We start from the raw sequence: 20,111 nt of genomic DNA, 5'->3' as shown, positions 1-20,111 counted from the left end.
CCTTTTTTGTCCCTAAAATGCCTGAAAACCACTCTATGACCCGCAAGATCAGCCTGGTATCCCGAATCTCCCTCGCCTGCTTAACCGCTTTTGCACCGCAACTGGCTATGGCCGGTGACGGCTCGAGTGTTTCTGGTTTAGCTGGCCGTGAAATCATGCGCCGCTACGCACGCATCGAAGACGCGAAAGCTGCCATCGCCCGTGGCGATAGCCTCTTCCTGGAAGGTGACTATGAGGGAGCTCTTGCCTCTTATAAAGCAGCACTCTCCGCCATCCCGGATGCGCCATACACCCAAGAGTGGCTCGAATATGCCCGTCTGAAGTACGCAGACTGCGCCGTCGTAGTCGCCAAGGAGCGTGCCAAAAACGGACGTTACGAAGAAGCTCGCCAACTTCTCAATGAAGCACTGGGCTACTTCCCTAATCATAAGGGTGCCAGACTCCTCCTCAAAGAGCTAGACGATCCAGATCGCTGGCCGCCTGCACTCACCTCACAGCACGTCGAAAACGTCGGCAAAGTCGAAAAAGGTCTCCTTCTTGGTCACAGCGCTGTCGAAATTGGCAATTACGATCAAGGCATCGCCAACTTCCAGGACGTTCTTCGTGTGGATCCTTACAACTCAGCTGCCCGCCGTGGCATGGAAAACGCTGAGCGCAAACGCATGCAGTATTTCAAGACTGCCTACGACCACCAGCGTGCCAAGCTCCTCGCTCAGGTCGATGAAATGTGGGAAGATAAAGTCCCTTCGGCGCTGCCTCAGCAACAGGTGGCCACCACCACGAACCGCAGTCAAAGCGGTTACCTCACGGAGAAAATGGACAAAATCATTTTCCCCACCGTGCAGTTTCAAAATGCCACGGTCGATGAAGCTATTGAATACTTACGTCTCAAGAGTAAAGACCTCGACGTTTTTGAGACCGATACAACACGCAAAGGTGTCAATATCATCATCCGCACAGGCGAAACTCCCGGCGGAGCTTCAATCAGTCTCGATCTGCGCAACGTCCCAATGTCTGAGGCTCTTCGTTACATCTGCGACCTTGCTCAGATGAAGTATAAAGTGGAAGCCTATGCCGTGGTTGTTGTTCCTCTTTCAGATAACAACACAGAAATGTTCAACCGCACCTACCGTGTGCCGCCAGATTTCCTCAATGCCGGTGCTGCTGGCGGCGGTGCCGCTGCTCCAGTTGCTGCCGCAGATCCATTTGCCGCACCCGGTGGTGCTGCGGGTGGTTCTGGCCTAGCCGCGAAACCCACTGCGAAAGATGTTCTTTCAGCCCAGGGTATCACCTTCCCAGATGGCGCATCAGCCTCCTATACCGCTTCTACTTCAACCTTAGTCGTTCGCAACACCCAGCCCAACCTAGACCTCATCGAATCCTACGTTGAAGAGCTGAACAAACAAGGACCTAAACAGGTGGTGATAACTTCCAAGTTTGTCGAAGTTACACAAAAAAATACTGAGGAGTTGGGCTTTGATTGGATTTTGGGAGGAGTAGGAATGAACGGTAATAACGTTTTTGCAGGAGGTGGCTCTTCAGGAAATGGCGTCCCTCTTAGTAGTGCAAATTTTCCATTTGGAAATTCCGCAACAATTCCTCCGATTTCAATAACTCAGTCAGGTAACACATCCGAAGTTTTCCCAGCCCAAAACGTCGCTTCGGTATTAGGGGGGCCAGTTCCTTTAGGAGTGCCGCCAACAAGTCCAGGAGGCGGCGGCTTGATGACAGCGGGATTACGATCAGGTGGCTATGCTTTAAATAACAACAGCATAGACAACCTTCTCTCTACAGGGACAGCATTGGGGACAACGTCGGTAGCGCCTGGTTTGTTATCTGTTGCAGGTGTTTTTAGTGATCCACAGTTTCAAATGGTGATGAGGGGTCTCAGTCAGAAAAAAGGTGTAGACTTGATGAGTGCCCCAAGTGTCACAACAAAAGGTGGAACAAGAGCTACAATGGAAGTTACTCGCGAATTTATTTATCCTACCGAATTTGACCCGCCACAACTGCCTCAGGGTAATAGTTCCGGTGGGGGGGGGTTGCTTGGTGGTGGTGGAACGACTTTGATTGCCACACCTACTACGCCAACAGCATTTGAAATGCGTGGAACCGGGGTAAAGTTAGAAGCAGAGCCAACGGTGGGCCCGGATGGCAACGCAATCGAACTTAACTTATCTCCGGAGGTAGTGGAATTTGATGGGTTTATAAACTACGGCTCACCTATCTATTCGCCATCAAGTTTCGCGTATTTGCGAGTTGAGATCCCGGTTACGACAACCGAATTTAATTATGGAACAGCATACGTTCCTCTATCCCAACCTGAGCGTTTGATTACTCCAAACGTAATCAATCAGCCAATTTTTTCAGTTCGCAAAGTCACAACTGGAGTGACTGTCTGGGATGGGCAAACTGTAGCGCTGGGAGGATTAATACGCGAAGATGTTCAAGATGTGGAAGATAAGCTGCCAATCCTTGGAGACTTACCATTTGTCGGAAGACTATTTCGATCTGAGTCCGAGCAGCATTACAAAAGAAATTTGATGATTTTTGTTACTGCAAACCTTATCGATCCCTCAGGGCAACGAATTAAGCCACAAACCCAATCCACAGCGCCCGCTGTTGGAGCATCACTACTGCTTCCCTCCGTATCTCCCCCTTGATTTGAAGAGGCAAGGAGTGCGTTTTTAAATTAGTCCTGGCACTGTGAACTGTGCCGACCAATGAGAAAAACTGCTGTGTTCTCCTGTGTTGACACGGCGGTGGGATGTTTATTTGGGGGCGGTAACTGAATTTGCCGCCCGGTGTGCTCGATGGCTGCATATACACCGGTATGGTTTTCGCCCTTATCCCCCTCTTTCACAGTCTTTGCACACGGAGGTTCTCTTCGGCTCTACGAGGCAGCTCTTTTTTCTTGGTTCTTGGGGCAAAAGACTGGGATTGGAAAGGGCGAAGTATCTGGGTAGAACAGAGAGGTGAAAGACACCGATTTCTATCAGCAGGTGCTGGGCCTGAGCAAGTCCTGGCTGGTTCGTGAAGTGCAGCTGGAGCTAGCTTTGAAGCGAGTGACGGTCTTCATCGAGTGTGAAGACGGAGTTAAACCTGGATAATGCAATAGAGTAGCTGGAGTGAAGCGAAGGGGTGTTACTACGAGGATTGACGCGTGTGGCAGAATCACCGTGATGGTGAATCTACCGATTGAATACTCCGACAAGCCTGTGACGCCCTTTGGCGGCATGGCGTTGATGAAGCGTTTTGTGGATCAGACTGGTATCCGCGAACATCTGGCCACCTTGGATCTGCCTCAAGGCGGGTCGAATCGAGCGTATGATCCGGTGCAGATCATCGAAAGCTTTTGGCTCAGCATCTGGACGGGAGCCAGTCGCTACATCCACTGCGATTGGTTGCGCCAGGATCAAACGCTCGCAGCCATTTTTGGCTATGAGAGCCTGCCGAGCCAAAGCACCTACAGCCGATTCTTCGGCAAGTTCTCTCAGGCACGCAACACGGTGGTGTTCCCAGCATTACAGAAGTGGTTCTTTGCGCAAATCAACGTGGGAGCAGTGACGGTGGACTTCGACAGCACGGTCATCACGCGCGATGGCAGCCAGGAAGGCGCTGCCAAGGGCTGCAACCCCAACCGCAAAGGGGCGCAACTCGCACCATCCGCTCATGGCCTTCATCAGCCAGACACGCATGGTAGCCAACGCATGGCTGCGCCCGGGCAACACGGCAGCGTGCTCCAATTGCGTCGAGTTCATGCGCGAGACTTTCGATGAGGCGCTCGCGGGAGTGAAGGTGGGCCTCGTGCGTGGCGACAGCGGTTTTTATACTGACGAAATCCTGAGCGCGTTGGAAGAGCGCAGCCTCACACTACATCATCGCCGCGCGGGCCTACTCCAACATCAAGAACGAGGTCCACGGCATGAAGGACTGGGTGGAAATCTGCCCCGGCATCGCAGTCAAAGAGTGGCGGCATCAGTCAGCCGATCCGAAGACCAAGGCGCGTCGGCACATTGTGGTGCGTAAGCAGATCAGTCGCCGTTCACAGGCCGGAGGCAAGTTGCTCTTCGACGACCTGCCCGACTACCGCTTTAGCCTGTATGTGACCAATCTCGACCTGCCGCTCGATCAGATATGGTACATCTACAACACTCCGGGCCGACTGCGAGAACAGGATCAAAGAGTTGCAGCAAGACTTCGGCCTCGACGCGTTCTGCCTGCAGGAGTTGACTCGGTCGCCGCCTCACGGCTCCCTCGCCCTGCGGGCTGCACTGCGTGCAGTCTGTCTCGCTGCCCGCCGGGCAGCTCGGCTTTGGGCCACGGAGGCCTCGTTCCGCTTCATCATGGTAGCCTATAATCTGATGAGTCTGTTCCGGCGTTTTGGACTCAATAGTCACAATCAAGCCACCTTGGCGACGCTGCGATCCTATTACTTTGCAATAGGCGGTTGGGTCAGACAACACGCTCGAAAGCGAGTGCTCAAGCTCTCACTGCCTGGCAAAAAACGTCCCTGGATGGACGCTATCTTCCGCCAAATCGAGGCTCGCCCACCGCCGTTCGCTTACTCAATTGCATAATCCGGGTTCAAACACCTGGCTGTCGTGCACGCTGGCGGGCGTGGTGGTGGAGTTCAGGATGATCTTGGTTTTCAAGTCGGCCTTCACATGGTTCTTCCAGCCGTAGTGCGACTCGTTGTTCTTCTTCGTCCAGCGTGCTTCGCTGTCTTTCTGGCGGCCCACGGCGGGGTTCTCGTCGAACTCTTCAGGGCGTTCGCCCTGCCTGATGCGCTGGTTCGCCTCGCGGCTGTTGCGCTGGCGTGGGGCTTCCGTGAAGCTGGCGTCCACGATGCTGCCTTCTCGCGCGACGATGCCTTTGCTTTCGAGCATCTGGCCGAAGGTGTCGAAGAGTTTGCGACCGCCTTCGCGACCGTCCTCTTCGATGCGTTGCTTGAAGTCCCAGAGTGTTTTGGCGTCGTCGCTGAGGCCGTGGAACTTCTGTAGCACAAGGACTTTGAACATCAGCACCGGGTCGAACGGGGGCTTGCCGCCCTTGGTCCAGTCGCGGGTGGCGTAGCCAGTGAGATCTTCGAGCAGCGGGCGGAAACTTTCCCAAGAGATAACGTCGCGCAGCTTGAGGATGCCGAGGTTTTGGCGGCGACGGCCTGCTCATGTTCAATGGCGGAGAACAGTCCGCCGCCTCGTTCTGTCTTGCGGTAGCGCTTCATGGCCCCTTTTATGGCCTATGTTTGCTCTCGATCAATGAATTGCCTGGGGAAAGGAAGTTTCAAGAGGTGCTCTTCAGGTTTGCAGACATAAAGACTGGAAGTCGTCTGTTATACCTCAAAATCCAAGGTCAAAGAAAAACGTCGCGCACAGCTTGAGCTGATGCACGAAATAAAAGCCAATGCGCTCAAGTCGAGTCCACTTAGAGGATCCGTTCGCAGCAAGCGAAAGCGTTGCGCTCTCGGCCACGCCTTCCGTTCCGAGATTACTCGTCCAATTTCCACGGTTTTGGTGCGTAAGCCCTTTTCAATGTGCAGGGCTTACGCATGAAATAAGCAAGTGGTTGTGGAAAGTAAGGTCGTGAAGAAACCGCTGTACAAATTACCATAACCACTGATGAGAATATGGATGGAACACACTCCCACCTCCTCATTGTCCCCCACCACGCAAGCCTTCGAGCAGCCAGACATCCTGCGGCTACGGCAACTCTTCGCCAGCCTGCCCGATCCACGAGTCATCGGTCGCGTGCTGCATCCACTGCCCGAGGTGCTGCTCGTCGCCCTTTGCGCCATGCTCAGTGACTGCGAGGACTTCACCGACATGGGGCACTTCGCCCGCTCCCAGCTTCAGTGGTTGCGTCAGTTCACCCCGCTGCGCCACGGCCCACCCTCTCATGACGTGTTCCGCAACGTCTTCCTCGCCCTGCAACCCGAGCTTCTGCTCGAAATCATGGAACTGTGGGTCGGCGGACTCGATGGCAAACACGTCGCCATCGACGGCAAAGTCAGCCGTGGAGCCAAGGACACCGTCACAGGAAAAAGCACCCTGCACATCCTGCGCGCCTGGGTCAGCGAAGCCTCCTTGAGCGTCGGCCACGAAGTCTGCGCCGAGAATAGCAATGAGATCGAAGTCCTGCCACGGTTACTCGCCCGGCTCCAACTCCACGGAGCCACCGTGACCATCGACGCTATGGGCGGCCACCCCGACATCGCCAAGCAAATCTAAGAGCGCGGAGCCGACTATATCCTCGCCCTCAAAGCCAATGAAAAAGATGCGCACCAAGCCGTCGTCGCCCATTTTGAAAGCCTGCGCCTGCCGGAGGACGAAACCCATACGCAAGGCGGATGGCAGCCCGGATGCGAAGTGATCACCACCAGCGAGCAAAACCGAGGACGCTACGAGAAGCGTGAAGTCGTCGTTATCCGGGACATGAGCTGGTGGCCCAAGTCATGGAAATGGACGGGACTTCAAAGCATCATCTGCGTGCGGCGCGAGACGATACGCCAGCGCCACAGTGCAGAGAAACCAACCGTCGAAATGCATTATTACCTCAGCAGCTCGGAGGCCGCTGCTGCCGAACTGGGCCGACTCATCCGCAACCATTGGTCGGTGGAGAATCAGTGCCATCACCTGCTGGACGTGACCTACAACGAGGATCACTGCCAAGTGCGGGACAAAACCGCCGCACACAACCTCACCTTGCTGTGCGAAATATCAGCCAAGGTGCTCAAGACCAGCCCGCTGGAAGGCTCAGTGCGCAGCAAGCGCAAGCGCTGCGCCCTTGACCCAACCTTCCGCTCCGAAGTCACTCGTTCCAATTTCCACGGTTTTGGTGCGTAAGACCTTTTCAATGTGCAATCTCTCGCATCTTCCCGGTTGCATTCCGGCGGCTCGCGTCCAGAATCGCCGTCCGCAAAGCCCGAGGCGCAAGCCCTGTGGTGGAGCGTCAACAAGGTCGGGCTGTAGTTCAGCCTGGTAGAACGCTTGCATGGGGTGCAAGAGGTCGTGAGTTCGAATCTCGCCAGCCCGACCACTGTTGTTGACGCATTGACTTCTGGGCCCTGCCCAGCCATCTGTCGTTCCTTGAATTAAAAAACGTGCCAGGATCGAAGCCCCCATCGCCGCCACGGAAGGCCATTTACCGGCTTTCCATTTACCTGCGCTGCTTGCAGAAGCTGCAGGAAAATCGCGTGGACACGGTGTCCTCTGCGGCCTTGGCAAAGGCTGCCGGAGTGAAGTCCACACAGTTGCGAAAGGATTTGGCCTACTTCGGCCAGCTCGGCACGCGGGGGCTCGGTTATAATGTCGAGTCACTGCGCAAAATGATCGGTGATGTGCTCGGCCAGAACCGCCTCCAGCCAGTGATCCTCATTGGCGTGGGGAATCTGGGCTCGGCTCTGCTGCGCTACGGCGGCTTCCGCAAGGAGGGCTTTGAGATCACGGCCGCTTTTGATGTGCTGCCGAAGTCTGGTGGTCAATTCTCCGTGCCGGTGCTGCCGATGACGGGGCTGGCCGACTATATTACCAAAAATAGCGTCAAAATGGCCATCCTCACCGTGCCTGCTGTGCAGGGCCAATCGGTGTGCAATGAACTCGTCGCCCACGGCATCCAGGCCATCCTAAATTTCTCCCCCACTGTGCTGGAGACACCCGAGAATGTGGTCGTCAATAGTGTGGACCTCGCCGTGGAACTCGAGAATCTGAGTTACTTCATCCGCTGACGGGGGAGGGCGACAATTCCGATTTCGCAAAAAATCGAGGTGTTTTTGGCCCCTAGAATGCTGTTGCATGGGTTTTGCGGCTGGCCTAAATGCCGCCCCCTTTCCCGTCTGGCCCAGAGTCGGCGGGTGGGGTGTCGCGATACTTTCTCCCCTCTTATTTAACGATGAACAACCCTGGTCTTCCCCCCGCTCAAGGTCTCTACGATCCGCGAAACGAGCATGACGCATGCGGCGTCGGCTTTGTCTGTCATATGAAGGGGAAAAAATCTCACAAGATCGTGGCGGATGCTCTGCAGATTCTTGAGAATCTCTACCACCGTGGCGCTTGTGTGGAAGAGAACACGGGTGACGGCGCTGGCATTCTGATCCAGACGCCGCACAAGTTCCTCGTGAAAGTCGCCAATGCGGCGGGTTTTGAGCTTCCGGCCCAGGGTCAGTATGGCGTGGCGAATGTGTTCACCACGCGTGGTGGCGATTCGTGGGCGAAAACGAAGGCGGAATTTGAAAAAGTGGCCGCTGCGGAAGGTATGCCCGTCATCGGCTGGCGTGAGCTGCCGGTGGATAACTCGACGCTGGGCAAATCCGCGAAGGCGAGCGAGCCGCTGGTGCGCCAGGTGTTTGTGAAGCGCCATGCGGCGGCGCTGGATGATCTTTCCTTTGAGCGGAAGCTCTATGTGCTGCGCAAGGTGGCTCACAATGCCATCCGCGTGTCCAAAGTGGACCCGGTGTGGTATGCACCGAGCTTTTCCTGCCGCACGCTGGTCTATAAAGGCATGCTTACACCGCATCAGGTCGGTGGCTATTTCCTCGATCTGAGTGATGAGGCTATGGAATCGGCGCTGGCGCTGGTTCATAGCCGTTTCTCGACGAATACCTTCCCGAACTGGGAGCGCTCGCACCCTTACCGCTACATCGCTCACAATGGCGAAATCAACACGCTGCGTGGGAACATTAGCTGGATGCTGGCTCGTCAGTCGCTGTTTGCGTCGGAGCTGTTTGGCGATGACATCCAGAAGATCAAGCCGGTCATCAATGTGGACGGCTCGGACTCGACCATCTTTGACAACTGCCTCGAACTCCTCGTGCTGAGCGGTCGTAGCCTGCCGCACTCGATGATGATGATGATTCCTGAGCCGTGGAGCGGCCATGAGTCGATGAGCGAGGCGAAAAAGGCCTTCTACGAGTATCATTCCTGCCTCATTGAGCCCTGGGACGGCCCTGCCTCCGTGGCCTTCACCGATGGTACGATGATGGGAGCCACGCTGGATCGCAATGGTCTGCGTCCTTCCCGTTATTATGTGACGCATGACGATCTGGTCATCATGGGTTCGGAAGCGGGCGTGCTGCCGGTCGATCCGGCCAATGTGAAGCTCAAAGGCCGTCTGCAGCCCGGGAAAATGTTCATCGTGAACATGGAAGAAGGCCGCATCGTGCCGGACGACGAGATCAAAGAGAAGATCGCCGCCGAGAAGCCCTACCGCGAGTGGCTCGACAAGAACCTCGTGAAGCTGGCGGACATCGCCGAAGGTGCTCCTGCACCGCTGCCGGACCATGAGACGATGCTGAAGCGCCAGCAGGCCTTTGGTTACACCTGGGAAGACCTCCGCATGTTGATGACGCCGATGGCCCGCGATGGCGTGGAGGCGATTGGCTCGATGGGAACGGACATCCCCATCGCCGTGCTCTCGAACAAGGCCAAGCTGCTCTACGATTACTTCAAGCAGCTCTTCGCTCAGGTCACGAATCCGCCCATCGACTGCATCCGCGAGGAAATCGTCACGTCGCCCATCACGACCATCGGTCGCGAGGGCAACCTGCTCGATCCGAAGCCGGAAAGCTGCCATTTGATCGAGCTGAAGACGCCGATCCTCAGCAACGAGGAGCTCGCGAAGCTCAAAGGCATCGCCAGCGGCGAATTTGCCTCCGCGACGCTCGACATCACCTTTGACCCGAAATTGGGCGAAAAAGGCCTCGAAGCCGCCATGGACGCGATTTGCGCCCAAGCAGACGATTTGATCAAAAAAGGCCGCAACATCCTCATTTTGACAGATCGCGCCGTTTCGGCCTCGAAGGCTCCGATCCCGGCTTTGCTGGCTGTGGGCGGTCTGCATCATCATTTGATCCGCCAAGGCACCCGCACGCAGTGCGACATCGTGCTGGAATCCGGCGAGCCGCGTGAAGTGCATCACTTCTGCACGCTGATCGGTTACGGCTGCGGAGCGATCAATCCTTACCTCGCCTTTGAAACGCTCGACGACATGATCCGCCAGGGTCTGCTCGTTAATGTCGATCACAAGAAGGCGGTTTATAACTTCATCAAGGCCGCCACGAAGGGCGTCATCAAAGTGGCGTCGAAGATCGGCATCAGCACGATGCAGAGTTATCGCGGTGCTCAAATTTTTGAAGCCGTGGGCCTCTGCAAGAGCGTGGTGGAAAAATACTTCACCTGGACTGCCACCCGTGTGGAAGGCAGCGACATCAAGGTGATCGCCGAGGAGTGCATCCAGCGTCATCAGCGCGGCTTCCCGGATCGCGATTCGCAGGTGCATGCGCTCGATGTGGGCGGTGACTACCAGTGGCGTAAAGTAGGTGAAGCTCACCTCTTCAACCCGCTGACGATCCACACGCTGCAAAAAGCCGTCCGCACGGGTAACTACGAGACCTTCAAGCAATACTCTTCGCTGGTGAACACGCAGGTGAAGCAGATCTACACGCTGCGTGGCCTGCTGGATTTCAAGGCGCAGACTCCGGTGCCGCTCGATGAAGTCGAGAGCGTCGAGAGTATCATGAAGCGCTTCAAAACCGGCGCGATGAGCTACGGCTCCATCTCCAGCGAAGCGCATGAGTCCCTGGCCATCGCCATGAACCGCATCGGCGGTAAATCGAACACCGGTGAAGGTGGCGAAGACCCCGAGCGCTACACTTGGACCAATGAAAAGGGCGATTCGAAGAACTCCGCGATCAAGCAGGTCGCCTCGGGTCGCTTTGGCGTCACCAGCCTCTACTTGAGCCAGGCAAAGGAAATCCAGATCAAGATGGCCCAGGGTGCGAAGCCCGGTGAAGGCGGCCAGCTTCCTGGCGGCAAAGTGTATCCCTGGATCGCGAAGGTGCGTCACTCGACGCCGGGCGTGGGCCTCATCTCGCCGCCTCCGCATCATGACATCTACTCCATCGAGGATTTGGCTCAGCTCATCCACGATTTGAAGAACGCGAACCGCGCCGCACGCATCAGCGTCAAACTGGTCTCCGAGGTCGGTGTCGGCACCATCGCCGCGGGCGTCGCCAAGGCCCACGCCGATGTCGTCCTGATCTCCGGATACGACGGCGGCACGGGCGCCTCGCCGCAAACCTCGGTGAAGCACGCGGGCCTGCCGTGGGAACTTGGTCTCGCTGAAACGCATCAGACGTTGCTCCTGAACAACCTGCGCTCGAAAATCGTCGTCGAGGCCGATGGCCAGATGAAGACCGGCCGCGACATCGTCATCGCCGCGCTGCTCGGTGCTGAGGAGTTTGGCTTTGCCACCGCGCCGCTCGTCACCATGGGCTGTATCATGATGCGTGTCTGCCATCTAAATACCTGCCCCGTCGGCGTCGCCACGCAGGACCCGCAGCTCCGTGCGAAATTCAGCGGCGATCCCGAATACGCCGTGAACTTCATGAAGTTCATCGCCATGGAAGTGCGCGAACTCATGGCGCAGCTCGGCTTCCGCAAGCTGGAGGACATGGTGGGCCGCACCGACATGCTCGAAGCACGTCACGCCGTCGATCATTGGAAAGCTCGCGGCATCGACCTCAGCAACTTGCTTTACAGCCCGAAAGTGGGTCCCGAAGTTGGCAAATTCTGCTCCGAGTCCCAGGACCACGGCATCGACAAGAGCATGGACATCACCACGCTGCTGCCGCTTTGCAAAGACGCCATCGAGAAGGGCGAGAAGGTCAAGGCCACGCTCCCCATCCGCAATGTCAACCGCACCGTCGGCACCATCCTCGGCAACGAGATCACCAAGCGTCACTGGCAGGGCCTGCCGGACGACACCGTGCACCTGCACTTCCAGGGCAGCGCCGGTCAGAGCTTCGGCGCGTTCGTTCCGAAAGGCGTCACGCTCGAAATCGAAGGCGATACGAACGACTACATCGGCAAAGGCCTCAGCGGCGGACGCCTCCTCGTCTATCCGCCTGCGGCCAGCACCTTTGTTGCCGAGGAAAACATCATCGCGGGCAACACCGCGCTGTATGGCGCCACCAGTGGCGAGCTCTTCCTGCGCGGCATGGCCGGTGAACGCTTCGCCGTGCGTAACAGCGGTGTGGATACCGTCGTCGAAGGCGTGGGTGACCACGGCTGCGAATACATGACCGGTGGCCGCGTCGTCGTGCTCGGCACCACGGGCCGCAACTTCGCCGCAGGCATGTCCGGCGGTATCGCCTACGTGCTCGACGAGAAGGGCGACTTTGCCACCCGCTGCAACGCCGGCATGGTCGATCTGCTCAAGCTGGAGGACAAAGAGGAGATCGACAGCCTCTACGAACTCATCAAGAAGCACGCCGACCTCACCAAGAGCCAGAAGGCCTTCAAAGTCATCGCCCTCTGGGAGCAGAGCGTGCCGCAGTTCGTCAAAGTGCTGCCTCGCGACTACGCCCGCGTGCTCAAAGCCCTCAAGAAAGCCAAAGACGACGGCCTCGTCGGCGACGACGCCCTCATCGCCGCCTTTGAGAGCAACTCCAAGGACGCCGCCCGTGTGGGTGGGGGTTAATCCACAGTCTGAAACTGGAACACGGACACCGACTCACGCATCACTCCTCACGCATCACTTATTAGACCATGGGAAAACCAACCGGCTTCATCGAATTCACCCGCGAACTCCCCGCTGACCGCGATCCGCTCGAGCGTATCAAGGACTGGAAGGAATTTCATCTCCACCTGCCCGAAGAGAACCTCAAAAAGCAGGGCGCACGCTGCATGGACTGCGGCATCCCGTTCTGCCACAGCGGCACCCTCATCAGCGGCATGGCCAGCGGCTGCCCGATCAACAACCTCATCCCTGAGTGGAATGACCTCGTCTATCGCGGCCTTTGGAAAGAAGCGCTCGACCGCCTCCTCAAGACGAACAACTTCCCCGAGTTCACTGGCCGCGTCTGCCCCGCCCCGTGCGAAGGCTCCTGCGTGCTCGGTATCAACAACCCGCCCGTCACGATCAAGAACATCGAAGTCTCGATCATCGACAAAGGCTGGGAAGAAGGCTGGATGAAGCCCCAGCCGCCTGAAAAGCGCACTGGCAAAAAAGTCGCCGTCATCGGCTCCGGCCCCGCCGGCCTCAGCGCCGCCGCGCAGCTCAACAAAGCCGGCCACACCGTCACCGTCTTTGAGCGTGCCGACCGTCCCGGCGGCCTCCTCATGTATGGCATCCCCAACATGAAGCTCGACAAGAACGAAGTCGTCCTCCGCCGCGTGAAGCTGCTCGAAGACGAAGGCGTCACCCTCAAGTGCAACGTCAACGTCGGCACCGACATCACCGCCGAGCAGCTCCGCAAAGACTTCGACGCCATCATCGTCGCCACCGGAGCCACCAAGCCGCGCGATCTGCCGATTCCCGGCCGCGAATTGAAGGGCATCCACTTCGCCATGGACTTCCTCACGGCGAACACCAAGGCCGTGCTCGACCCGAGCGGCAAATACATCACCGCCGACGGCAAAGACGTCGTCATCATCGGCGGCGGCGATACCGGCACCGACTGCGTCGGCACCAGCGTCCGTCACGGCTGCACCACCGTCACGCAGCTCGAAATCATGGCCAAACCGCCCATGACCCGCGCCGCGAACAATCCGTGGCCCGAATGGCCCAAGACCTACAAGATGGACTACGGCCAGGAAGAAGCCGCCGCGAAGTTCGGCGACGATCCCCGCGTCTATCTGACCACCGCCACGCACTTCGAAGGCGACGCCGATGGCAACGTGAAAGCCGTTCATGTCGTCGATGTCGAGTGGAAGAAGGACGACAAAGGCAACTTCGGCCCTCAGAAGGTCGCCGGCACCGAAAAAGTCCTCCCCGCGCAGCTCGTCATGCTCGCCATGGGCTTCCTCGGCCCCGAGCAGCCCCTCGTCGAAGCCCTCAAGCTCGAAACCGATCCCCGCAGCAACATCAAAGCCGAGCACGAGAAATACACCACCAGCATCCCCGGCGTCTTCGCCGCCGGCGACTGCCGCCGCGGTCAGAGTCTCGTCGTCTGGGCCTTCAACGAAGGCCGCGGTGCCGCCAGAGAGTGCGACCGCTTCCTCATGGGCGCGACGAGCTTGCCGTGATGTGCTGAAAAAGTCGATTCTAAATAAGGGCACCTGTCCGGCTGTGGGTGTGTGTCCTGTGAGTGCTGGCGGTCAGCGGCTCATGGGGTTGGTTGGGGCATAGGATGGCTGGGGTTGGTGCTTTGGTCGAGTTTTTTGATGATGCCCTCCAGACGGGAGGACTCTCCGTTGGGGAGATTGGAGTAACGGGCGCGGTGCTCTTCGATGAGAGCGCGGTGCTCTTCGATGAGCCTCGGGCTGAGCTTGGTGGCAAAGTTGGTTTGCGCTACGTCGAGCCCTTTGCTTTTGCACATGAGCACTTGTTTGAAGTTGGTGGTGTAGCGCAGCACGGCTTCTGGGCTGTGGTCGGTTTGCCTTGCTGCGCTCGCCCTGCGGGCAGCCTGCGGCTGGCTATCTCCCTTCGGTCGGTTCGCGGCATACGGTCTGCACGTTCTTGCCCTCGAAGATGAGCTTTTGCAGGATGATCTTCTTGTGCGTGAGCGTGGTGCCCATGTCGTGGATGCTGCCGCGGGTGGGCAGCATGCGCTGGTGCTCGTCTTCCCATTCGCGCCGGTAGATACCAACGGTGCTGGGTGAGAGTTTGAGCAGCTGCGAGACTTCGGCGTTGGTGAGCACGCCGTGTTGCTCGTAGGCTTAGGAGCCGAACGGAGTGAGACAGACGCGACGAAGGAGCGCCCGCAGGGCGAGCGGGATGGGCGGCGGGAGCGAGTCAAAAGAGGCGGGCGACGGCTTCTTTTTTCACTTTGCGTAGCTTGGTGCCTTCGGCGCGGGCCTGCACTTCGCTGTTTGGCAGCAGATCGAGCACGACGGGGGTGAGCTGGCTCTGGGCGATGGTTTTACCGTAGCTACTGGTCTCGTCTTTATGCACGGCGGTCCAGCGCACTTGGCCTTGGGCCATGTGGGTGGTGCTGGGATAGTGCGCGGTGACGAGCTGGGCGATGGCTTGCGCCAGGGCTTTGCGCGTGAGGAGTCCTCCGAGCTGGGGGCATTCGGCGGCGATGAAGGCGCTGAGGGCTCCTTCGAAGGTTTTGTAGCACTGTGGGCCGAAGGTGTCGCGGGCGTGTTGGAGTCGGTCGCTCATGGCTGCGTGGCTCCTTTCGGCGATGAGTTGATACACTTTGTGGGTGCCAAAAGCGCCCCCGTTTTGGTATCACCACTTTCGTGGTGCGCCGTGCCGATGGCCTCGAGTTCTGCGACTCGCAGCTTGAATCCTTCTTTGCTTTTGAACTCTTGGTAGATGTCGAGGTAGGCGTGGACGGAAACGTTGCTGATGCCCAGCGCGAAGGCGGTTTGCAGTACGCTGAAGCCGTGGAGGACGCAGTAGATGACGCGGGCGAAGTGGTTGAGGTAGCGCTCGACGGCGCGCAGGGAGTGGTTGATGGCGCGGGCGACTTCCTTCGGCTCCTTGCCCTCGAGCCAGTGGCGGATGGCTACACCTTTGTGGGTGAGTGTCGGGCCGATGTCTTTTTGCTGTCCACGCGTGGGGATGTGGATGCCGAGGTCTTTGAGCGCCTTGATGTCGCGGCGCACGGTTCGTGCATCGCAGGAGAGGATCTGCGCGAGGTCTTCCTGCGTGAGCAAGCCGCCCTGGTCGCGTGCCTCCTCGCAGAGGCGGCCGATGCGGTGGCGGCGCAGCATCTCCGCGCCGTGGACTTGGTCGTCGCCTTCGCCCAGGATGCTGAGGGTGACGCTTTGCACCGGGCAGTCTTTGAGCGCGACACCCGCCCCGGCCTCGACTTTGACGCAGGTATAAAGAAGCTGGCCGTGGCGCAGTGGGGCATTGCCCGGGGTGGCGAAATAGACCTCGCGGATGACCTCAATGACGACTTGGGCCTCCCACGGACTCATGCCAGTGCCGGAGGTGACTTCGTTGAGCATGCGCTGGTCCTGGGTTTTGGCGGCCAGTCTGCGGGCTTGTTACGTCTGGCTTTCTTGGGTAGTGATCTTCATGGTGGTGGTATGTTTTTGGTTTTGTTGACCAACACACCATGAGCCGGATCGTCTGCCGGTTCACCGAACACACCGCCACCTCCCCCCTCACTGCATACGGGGCTTCTCAGCCCCTCTCAGCGGGGGCGGACAGGTGTCCTAATCGTAAATTCAAAGCCCCGGTTTCGCGAGTAGCCGGGGCTTTTTGTTGGTTGGTCCATCAATCCTGATTCGTTGGCCATAGTTTTACGAATTGGTCTGTGTTACTGAGGGAAATCGAGGTTAGATGTGGTCAAATCCTGGCTGCTATCATTCAGCAACTCTGATGACACGCAGTACGATCAAGTCGCCTTCGCTGGACCTAGAATCGAACCTTTGCGTGGCTCGGCCCCTTTTTCAATCAGTGCATTCAGTACATATCTGATCGGGAAAATGTCGATTAGAGGCAGTTTGAAGGTGTTCTCTATGTCCGCGATGCATTCTCTCTTCATGTAGTTAATCGCTGGACCATTGAGGTCAATCATTACGCAACGATGATCTCGATGAAAAAGCGTCCCCCCATTGTGATGCAATTTTCGTTTAGTGGAGCAAGCTGGAGATACAACCATGTAACCTCTGACCTGAGTGCCGCTTGCCATGGTAAAAGATGAGCTCACCATTAAGGAGCATCCTTCCTAGGAAATAGCCTTGGATGGAACTGGCCTTACCCATGTTTCGTCCATTCCATCTTCCCATTCTTCGCCCATGGCAAATTCCCAGATGGGGAAGGTATCGAAATCTTCAGGAGTGAGTTCATCAACAGGCTTGCGGGTTTTGCGGGTTGGTCTCATGGGGGCGGCTTCATGCAAAGATACAGCACGAAAATGTCAAATCGCAGTGCCTCGACGCATTAAACCCGGATTATGCAATTGAGTAAGCGAACGGCGGTGGGCGAGCCTCGATTTGGCGGAAGATAGCGTCCATCCAGGGACGTTTTTTGCCAGGCAGTGAGAGCTTGAGCACTCGCTTTCGAGCGTGTTGTCTGACCCAACCGCCTATTGCAAAGTAATAGGATCGCAGCGTCGCCAAGGTGGCTTGATTGTGACTATTGAGTCCAAAACGCCGGAACAGACTCATCAGATTATAGGCTACCATGATGAAGCGGAACGAGGCCTCCGTGGCCCAAAGCCGAGCTGCCCGGCGGGCAGCGAGACAGACTGCACGCAGTGCAGCCCGCAGGGCGAGGGAGCCGTGAGGCGGCGACCGAGTCAACTCCTGCAGGCAGAACGCGTCGAGGCCGAAGTCTTGCTTCAACTCTTTGATCCTGTTCTCGCAGTCGGCCCGAGTGTTGTAGATGTACCATATCTGATCGAGCGGCAGGTCGAGATTGGTCACATACAGGCTAAAGCGGTAGTCGGGCAGGTCGTCGAAGAGCAACTTGCCTCCGGCCTGTGAACGGCGACTGATCTGCTTACGCACCACAATGTGCCGACGCGCCTTGGTCTTCGGATCGGCTGACTGATGCCGCCACTCTTTGACTGCGATGCCGGGGGCAGATTTCCACCCAGTCCTTCATGCCGTGGACCTCGTTCTTGATGTTGGAGTAGGCCCGCGCGGCGATGATGTAGTTGAGGCTGCGCTCTTCCAACGCGCTCAGGATTTCGTCAGTATAAAAACCGCTGTCGCCACGCACGAGGCCCACCTTCACTCCCGCGAGCGCCTCATCGAAAGTCTCGCGCATGAACTCGACGCAATTGGAGCACGCTGCCGTGTTGCCCGGGCGCAGCCATGCGTTGGCTACCATGCGTGTCTGGCTGATGAAGGCCATGAGCGGATGGTGCGAGTTGCGCCCTTTGCGGTTGGGGTTGTAGCCCTTGGCAGCGCCTTCCTGGCTGCCATCGCGCGTGATGACCGTGCTGTCGAAGTCCACCGTCACTGCTCCCACGTTGATTTGCGCAAAAAACCACTTTGGCTTGATCTTTCGTCGAAAACGTGGACACGGAAAGTTGGGTTAGTTGTTTTGGATGGATTGTTCGAAGGCCACAGGTGATTTGAAGCCGAGGGCGCTGTGAAGGCGCACGGGGTTGTAGAAGGTCTCGATGTAGTCGAAGACCATGGAGCGGGCTTGGGCGCGGGTGGCCGGGACGGTGGTGCCGAAGCATTCAGCTTTCAGCGTGGCCCAGAAGGACTCCATGGTGGCGTTGTCGTAGCAGTTGGCGGTGCGGCTCATCCTGGCGGTGATGCCACGCAGTTTGAGACGCTGGCGGAACTCGCTGCTGGTGTATTGGCAGCCACGGTCGCTGTGGTGGAGCAGGTCTTTTGGCTTTGATCCACGTGTTTGCAGGGCGAGTTCGAGAGCTGCGTTGGGCAGTGTCGTGGCGAGGTCTTCACGCGTGCTCCAGCCGAGGATGCGGCGGCTGCAGAGGTCCATCTCAGCGGCGAGATAGAGCCAGCCTTCGCGAGTCGGCAGGTAGGTGATGTCGGTGACCCAGACCTCGTTGAGGCGCTTGGGGGCGCTGCGTTGGAGGAGGTGGTTGGGAGCGACTGCCGCCGTTTTGTCAGTCACCGTGGTGCGCGGCACGAAGCGGCGCTTCTGGCGCACGCGGAGGTTTTGCTCACGCATGAGCCGGGCGATGCGGTTGTTGCCGTGGTGCAGACCCCTTGTCGCGCAAGGCACGCACGAGGCGTGGCGAGCCGTAGGTGCCCCGGCTGGCGGTGAATGCGGCGCGGATCTCGGTGGCGAGCTGCGCGTCCTGGCGGCGGCGTGGGCGTTGGTGCTTGCGCAGGTGGGCATGGTAGCCGCTGCGGCTGACGCCGAGGGTCTGGCAAGCTTGGGCGAGGTTCATGCGCGGATGGAGTCGAGTTCGCGGCGCAGGGCGGCGATCTCCACCTCCGCGGCTACGGCACTGGAGCCTCCTGCGTTCGCCAGCCCGGCGCTGCGCGCCTGAGGCTGGCTCACTGCGGCAGTTCCAGTGCCGTAGCGTTCCTTCCAATCACGCAGGTTCCAAGGAGAGATACCCAGTTCGCGGGCGAGCTGGGCGGCCTTGCGGCCGCCTTCGAGCAGCGCGACTGCGTCGCGTTTGAACTGCTCATCGAAAGTGCGTTTTTTTTGTTCCGTTCGTGTTCATGCTGGTTTGGGTTGTTACCCAACTTTTGCTGTCCACGAAAACGAAGAAGGCTCAGCTTGGCAGGCTCTCATAGCCAAAAATGGCTGCAAGCGTTTGATCCTGGCGCAACCAATCGCAGTGGATGTAGCGGCTAGAGAAAATTAAATAATACTATAACCGCAAGAGTTAAAATAACCAGCGGCATCTTTGGCTGTGATTTTTGAGAAGGCGAGGCTGATGGCCTGGTCGAGCTCCTCAGGAGTGCGGGCCTCGGTGCTGCGCAGGGAGGCTTTGATCTTGCTCCACATCTTCTCAATCGGATTGAGGTCCGGCGAGTAGGCTGGCAGGAACCTTACTTCAGCTCCCACCGCTTCAATCAATGCCGCCACTTGCGGGCTTTTGTGCACGGCGAGGTTATCCATGACCACGATATCGCCCCTGCGCAGCGTCGGGCAGAGCACCTCGGCGAGGTAGGTCACGAAGGCTGCCGTGTCGGCGGCTCCCGGCAGATGCATGCAGGCCGTGGTGCCATCCAGCCGGATGGAGGAGATCATCGTCGTGCTCTGCCAGCGGCCGCAGGGCGCTGCGGCATGCAACCTCTTGCCTCGCGGTGCACGCCCTCTCAATCGGGTCATGTTGGTTTTGGCTCCGCTCTCGTCGAGGAACACCAGACGCCAGGGCTCTAGCCCGCCTTGCTTGCGCTTCCACTGCCGCCGCGCTTTGGCGACGTCTTCGCGGTCTTGTTCAGCGGCGCGGAGCGTCTTTTTTTATATGTCAGCCCCATATCCACGAGCACATAGTGGATGGCGGGCAGCGTGCACTCCAGCCCCAGGGCATCGCGCAACTCGGCCAGGGTCATGTCAGGTTTACGCTGGAGTTGCTTGCGGATGGCGATGCGGTGTTCGGCCACGATCTTCTTTTTGCGTCCGGCAAGGTGATGTCGAGGCTTGATGCAGCCGGTCTTGCGCCGCTGCTGGAGCAGCTTTGACCATGCCATAGGAGACCCCATAGCGCCGGGCAATCTGTTCCTGCGTGCCTTCACCGCGGTCGCAGGTGCTGATAATGCGTTGAC

At 58.1% G+C, this 20,111-nt stretch carries 18 protein-coding genes, 1 tRNA gene and 3 pseudogenes; 9 read left to right on the top strand and 13 right to left on the bottom strand.

Going from position 1 to position 20,111, the window contains the following annotated elements:
• Nucleotides 1-107: 107 nt before the first annotated feature.
• From IPK32_05570 to IPK32_05555, 4 genes are all read left to right on the top strand, one after another.
• Nucleotides 108-2,663 carry a tetratricopeptide repeat protein gene (locus tag IPK32_05570; protein ID MBK8091460.1) on the top strand — a complete coding sequence of 852 codons (2,556 nt, stop codon included), beginning with the start codon at nucleotides 108-110 and terminating at the stop codon, nucleotides 2,661-2,663.
• 519 nt (nucleotides 2,664-3,182) lie between these two features.
• On the top strand, nucleotides 3,183-3,779 hold the full coding sequence (locus tag IPK32_05565) for a transposase (protein ID MBK8091459.1): 597 nt from the start codon (nucleotides 3,183-3,185) through the stop codon (nucleotides 3,777-3,779).
• Nucleotides 3,673-4,029, top strand: a complete 357-nt coding sequence (locus IPK32_05560) for a hypothetical protein (protein MBK8091458.1) — start codon at nucleotides 3,673-3,675, stop codon at nucleotides 4,027-4,029. Before IPK32_05565 ends, IPK32_05560 begins: the two co-directional genes overlap by 107 nt.
• Nucleotides 3,926-4,360: a hypothetical protein gene (locus IPK32_05555; protein ID MBK8091457.1), complete on the top strand. Its 435-nt coding sequence runs from the start codon at nucleotides 3,926-3,928 to the stop codon at nucleotides 4,358-4,360. Before IPK32_05560 ends, IPK32_05555 begins: the two co-directional genes overlap by 104 nt.
• A gap of 208 nt (nucleotides 4,361-4,568) precedes the next feature.
• Here IPK32_05555 and IPK32_05550 read toward each other — a convergent pair whose 3' ends face one another.
• Entirely contained in the window at nucleotides 4,569-5,021 is a 453-nt protein-coding gene (locus tag IPK32_05550; GenBank protein ID MBK8091456.1) for a transposase, read from the bottom strand.
• A 672-nt stretch (nucleotides 5,022-5,693) separates the two neighbouring features.
• Between IPK32_05550 and IPK32_05545 the strand changes: the two are divergent.
• The 5 genes and pseudogenes from IPK32_05545 (at nucleotide 5,694) to IPK32_05525 (ending at nucleotide 14,024) form a co-directional block, all read left to right on the top strand.
• Nucleotides 5,694-6,845 (top strand): annotated as a pseudogene (locus IPK32_05545) (ISAs1 family transposase).
• Nucleotides 6,846-6,961: 116 nt separating this feature from the next.
• A tRNA-Pro gene (locus tag IPK32_05540) sits at nucleotides 6,962-7,038 on the top strand.
• A gap of 64 nt (nucleotides 7,039-7,102) precedes the next feature.
• On the top strand, nucleotides 7,103-7,726 hold the full coding sequence (locus IPK32_05535; protein ID MBK8091455.1) for a redox-sensing transcriptional repressor Rex: 624 nt from the start codon (nucleotides 7,103-7,105) through the stop codon (nucleotides 7,724-7,726).
• A gap of 164 nt (nucleotides 7,727-7,890) precedes the next feature.
• Complete coding sequence (gltB, locus tag IPK32_05530; GenBank protein ID MBK8091454.1) at nucleotides 7,891-12,477, top strand: glutamate synthase large subunit; 4,587 nt, start codon at nucleotides 7,891-7,893, stop codon at nucleotides 12,475-12,477.
• A gap of 68 nt (nucleotides 12,478-12,545) precedes the next feature.
• Nucleotides 12,546-14,024, top strand: coding sequence for a glutamate synthase subunit beta (locus IPK32_05525; GenBank protein MBK8091453.1), 1,479 nt, complete (start codon nucleotides 12,546-12,548; stop codon nucleotides 14,022-14,024).
• Between the two features lie 80 nt (nucleotides 14,025-14,104).
• On the opposite strand, the gene IPK32_05520 is transcribed toward IPK32_05525, so the two are convergent.
• From IPK32_05520 to IPK32_05465, 12 genes and pseudogenes are all read right to left on the bottom strand, one after another.
• Nucleotides 14,105-14,353: a hypothetical protein gene (locus tag IPK32_05520; protein ID MBK8091452.1), complete on the bottom strand. Its 249-nt coding sequence runs from the start codon at nucleotides 14,351-14,353 to the stop codon at nucleotides 14,105-14,107.
• Nucleotides 14,354-14,414: 61 nt separating this feature from the next.
• Complete coding sequence (locus tag IPK32_05515; protein MBK8091451.1) at nucleotides 14,415-14,639, bottom strand: DUF1670 domain-containing protein; 225 nt, start codon at nucleotides 14,637-14,639, stop codon at nucleotides 14,415-14,417.
• 94 nt (nucleotides 14,640-14,733) lie between these two features.
• Nucleotides 14,734-15,105 carry a DUF1670 domain-containing protein gene (locus IPK32_05510; GenBank protein ID MBK8091450.1) on the bottom strand — a complete coding sequence of 124 codons (372 nt, stop codon included), beginning with the start codon at nucleotides 15,103-15,105 and terminating at the stop codon, nucleotides 14,734-14,736.
• Nucleotides 15,102-15,902: a DUF1670 domain-containing protein gene (locus tag IPK32_05505; protein ID MBK8091449.1), complete on the bottom strand. Its 801-nt coding sequence runs from the start codon at nucleotides 15,900-15,902 to the stop codon at nucleotides 15,102-15,104. Before IPK32_05505 ends, IPK32_05510 begins: the two co-directional genes overlap by 4 nt.
• 725 nt (nucleotides 15,903-16,627) lie before the next feature.
• Nucleotides 16,628-16,783, bottom strand: a complete 156-nt coding sequence (locus tag IPK32_05500) for a hypothetical protein (GenBank protein ID MBK8091448.1) — start codon at nucleotides 16,781-16,783, stop codon at nucleotides 16,628-16,630.
• Between the two features lie 70 nt (nucleotides 16,784-16,853).
• The gene (locus IPK32_05495) at nucleotides 16,854-17,411 is read right to left on the bottom strand and encodes a transposase (GenBank protein MBK8091447.1); all 558 of its coding nucleotides are present in this window, start codon (nucleotides 17,409-17,411) and stop codon (nucleotides 16,854-16,856) included.
• Complete coding sequence (locus tag IPK32_05490; GenBank protein ID MBK8091446.1) at nucleotides 17,404-17,868, bottom strand: transposase; 465 nt, start codon at nucleotides 17,866-17,868, stop codon at nucleotides 17,404-17,406. Before IPK32_05490 ends, IPK32_05495 begins: the two co-directional genes overlap by 8 nt.
• 75 nt (nucleotides 17,869-17,943) lie before the next feature.
• A complete protein-coding gene (locus IPK32_05485; protein ID MBK8091445.1) occupies nucleotides 17,944-18,555 on the bottom strand; it encodes an IS3 family transposase in 612 nt (203 codons plus the stop codon).
• Complete coding sequence (locus tag IPK32_05480; GenBank protein MBK8091444.1) at nucleotides 18,548-18,778, bottom strand: transposase; 231 nt, start codon at nucleotides 18,776-18,778, stop codon at nucleotides 18,548-18,550. The genes IPK32_05485 and IPK32_05480 overlap by 8 nt, the downstream gene beginning before the upstream one ends.
• A pseudogene (locus IPK32_05475) lies at nucleotides 18,775-19,044 on the bottom strand (transposase). Before IPK32_05475 ends, IPK32_05480 begins: the two are co-directional and overlap by 4 nt.
• 156 nt (nucleotides 19,045-19,200) lie before the next feature.
• Nucleotides 19,201-19,794, bottom strand: a pseudogene (locus IPK32_05470) (IS630 family transposase).
• Nucleotides 19,722-20,036 carry a hypothetical protein gene (locus IPK32_05465; protein MBK8091443.1) on the bottom strand — a complete coding sequence of 105 codons (315 nt, stop codon included), beginning with the start codon at nucleotides 20,034-20,036 and terminating at the stop codon, nucleotides 19,722-19,724. The pseudogene IPK32_05470 and the gene IPK32_05465 overlap by 73 nt, the downstream one beginning before the upstream one ends.
• Between the last annotated feature and the right edge of the window lie 75 nt (nucleotides 20,037-20,111).

This window comes from Verrucomicrobiaceae bacterium (assembly GCA_016713035.1).
Taxonomy (GTDB): domain Bacteria; phylum Verrucomicrobiota; class Verrucomicrobiia; order Verrucomicrobiales; family Verrucomicrobiaceae; genus Prosthecobacter.
The sequence above is the reverse complement of the archived record's forward strand: the minus strand, read 5'-3'. Positions and strand labels throughout refer to the sequence as shown.

Coding starts and splice junctions, on each gene's coding strand:
- IPK32_05570 (MBK8091460.1), top strand. CDS start 108: ATGGCCGGTGACGGCTCGAGTGTTTCTGGTTTAGCTGGCCGTGAAATC.
- IPK32_05565 (MBK8091459.1), top strand. CDS start 3,183: ATGGTGAATCTACCGATTGAATACTCCGACAAGCCTGTGACGCCCTTT.
- IPK32_05560 (MBK8091458.1), top strand. CDS start 3,673: ATGGCCTTCATCAGCCAGACACGCATGGTAGCCAACGCATGGCTGCGC.
- IPK32_05555 (MBK8091457.1), top strand. CDS start 3,926: ATGAAGGACTGGGTGGAAATCTGCCCCGGCATCGCAGTCAAAGAGTGG.
- IPK32_05550 (MBK8091456.1), bottom strand. CDS start 5,021: ATGTTCAAAGTCCTTGTGCTACAGAAGTTCCACGGCCTCAGCGACGAC.
- gltB (MBK8091454.1), top strand. CDS start 7,891: ATGAACAACCCTGGTCTTCCCCCCGCTCAAGGTCTCTACGATCCGCGA.
- IPK32_05525 (MBK8091453.1), top strand. CDS start 12,546: ATGGGAAAACCAACCGGCTTCATCGAATTCACCCGCGAACTCCCCGCT.
- IPK32_05510 (MBK8091450.1), bottom strand. CDS start 15,105: ATGAGCGACCGACTCCAACACGCCCGCGACACCTTCGGCCCACAGTGC.
- IPK32_05505 (MBK8091449.1), bottom strand. CDS start 15,902: ATGCTCAACGAAGTCACCTCCGGCACTGGCATGAGTCCGTGGGAGGCC.
- IPK32_05500 (MBK8091448.1), bottom strand. CDS start 16,783: ATGAGACCAACCCGCAAAACCCGCAAGCCTGTTGATGAACTCACTCCT.
- IPK32_05485 (MBK8091445.1), bottom strand. CDS start 18,555: ATGCGTGAGCAAAACCTCCGCGTGCGCCAGAAGCGCCGCTTCGTGCCG.
- IPK32_05480 (MBK8091444.1), bottom strand. CDS start 18,778: ATGAACCTCGCCCAAGCTTGCCAGACCCTCGGCGTCAGCCGCAGCGGC.
- IPK32_05465 (MBK8091443.1), bottom strand. CDS start 20,036: ATGGCATGGTCAAAGCTGCTCCAGCAGCGGCGCAAGACCGGCTGCATC.